The following is a 1,902-nucleotide window of genomic DNA, read 5'->3' on the forward strand; positions in this document are numbered from 1 at the left end:
AGCGGATACCGCGTAGGGCGTCTGACAAGACGTGACGCAGCGCAAAGCGGAGCGCCGGAGGCCATGGCATCCCGAACGAAAAGATCTGAGGGTGATCGCCCATCCGCCGAGCATGGCGGCGCGCTGCTGGGCGCCGGTGCGCCGGCGAAGACATCTGTGGAGGATGTCGCAGATGACGGCACGGGGGAGGAGGGGTGGTCCACCGCCCGTGTCCCACTATGTGCGACTGAGCCGGCGTTCATCTGCACAAAGTGGGACACCGTCGCTGGGCCGCGGTCGGTCAGCCGTAGCCAGCGTGGCGCGTCCCACTATGTGCGACTCAGCCACTCGATTCCTGCACCGAGTGGGACATGCCCCAGCACCCCGCCCCGGCGCAGGCGCACCCCCGGGGGTCGGCGCAGGCGCACCCCGGGGTCGGCGCAGGCGCACCCCGCGGTCCTGACGGCGCGTGTCCCACTATGTGCGGCTGAGGCCCCCTTCATGTGCACGAAGTGGGACATGCAGCGCCAAGAGTGGGACAGGCGCGCCCGGCAACCGCCCTACGCCGCCAACCCCAAGACGTCGAGCAGCCACGCGAGCTCGTACGCGCGCTCGCGCCAGGCGTTGTAGCGGCCGCTGACGCCGCCGTGGCCGGCGACCATCTCGCACTTGAGCAGCGCGTCGGCGCCCACCTCGCGCAGACGCTGCACCCACTTGGCGGGCTCGACGTACAGCACGCGGGTGTCGTTGAGGGAGGTGACGGCGAGGATCCGCGGGTACGCGACCCCCTCGCGCACGTTCTCGTACGGCGAGTACGACTTCATGTACGCGTAGACGTCGGCGTCGTGCAGCGGGTCGCCCCCCAGGAGACCCAGTGGGATGCCATCTTCGCCGGGCTCGACGCGGGACGTTTCGACGTCATCGCGAACCAGGTCTCGATCAACCCGGAGCGCCAGGAGAAGTACTTGCGACCCCAAGGCCGAGGGCACGCTCACGATGTGGGCGATGGGCGCCGAGGGCGAGGCGCTGCCGGAGTTCGTGAAGACGTTCGAGGAGGCCAACCCCGGCGTCACCGTCGACGTCACGCCCGTGCCGTGGGATGCCGCTTACAGCAAGTTCCAGACGGCCATCGCCGGTGGCAACACCCCCGACCTCGCGATGGTCGGCTCGACGTGGATGGCCGACTTCGGCGACGCGCTGCAGACCGTGCCCACCGACCTGTCCACCGACGGCATCTTCCCCGGGGCGATCGCCTCGACGAAGATCGACGACCGCGCGACCGGCGTGCCGTGGTACGTCGACACCCGCGTGCTCTACTACCGCACCGACATCGCGGCGAAAGCCGGATGGAACCAGGCGCCCACCACGTGGGATGAGCTGAAGCAGATGGCCGCCGACATGAAGGCCAAGGGCGGCGCCGACTATGGCATCCGTCTCCCCTCGGGTAACGACTCCTTCCAGGGGAACCTGTGGATGCCGTGGTCCAACGGCGCCGAGCTGGAGGACGGCTCGAAATGGACCCTCGACACCCCGGAGACCGTCGAGGCGCTCGACTACTACCAGAGCTTCTACACCGACGGCATCGCCAACCCCGCCGCCGACCGTTCGGCCGGGGCGCAGGAGGCGGACTTCGTCTCCGGCAGCACGCCGATGTTCATCGACGGACCGGCGTTCATCGGTCTGCTCAACGACCTGGGCGGCGAGGGCTTCGGCGACAAGATCTCGACCGCGGTGCTGCCCGCGAAGGAGTCGTCCACCTCGTTCAGCGGCGGTGCGAACCTCGCGGTGTTCGACAACTCGAAGAACGCCGCCAGCGCGTGGAAGCTCGTGCAGTGGCTGACCGAGCCCGAGACGCAGGCCGCCTGGTACGAGGCGACCGGTGACCTCCCGGCCGTTCAGGATGCCTGGAAGTCCGACGCCCTG

Annotated in this window: 1 protein-coding gene and 2 pseudogenes; 2 read left to right on the forward strand and 1 reads right to left on the reverse strand. The window is 69.1% G+C overall.

Features of this window, described 5'->3' with window-relative positions:
- Positions 1-539: 539 nt before the first annotated feature.
- Positions 540-839: pseudogene (locus I5G_RS09235) on the reverse strand (prolyl oligopeptidase family serine peptidase); the annotation flags it as partial.
- 3 nt (positions 840-842) lie between these two features.
- Here I5G_RS09235 and I5G_RS25290 point away from each other — a divergent pair.
- Together I5G_RS25290 and I5G_RS21605 are read left to right on the forward strand one after the other, a co-directional pair.
- Positions 843-947 (forward strand): annotated as a pseudogene (locus tag I5G_RS25290) (transporter substrate-binding domain-containing protein); the annotation flags it as partial.
- Positions 948-984: 37 nt separating this feature from the next.
- A partial coding sequence (locus I5G_RS21605) for an extracellular solute-binding protein (RefSeq protein ID WP_022878807.1) occupies positions 985-1,902 on the forward strand: 918 nt, incomplete at its 3' end.

Origin of the sequence: Microbacterium sp. B19 (assembly GCF_000333395.1) — a bacterium.
Classification (GTDB): Bacteria; Actinomycetota; Actinomycetes; order Actinomycetales; family Microbacteriaceae; genus Microbacterium.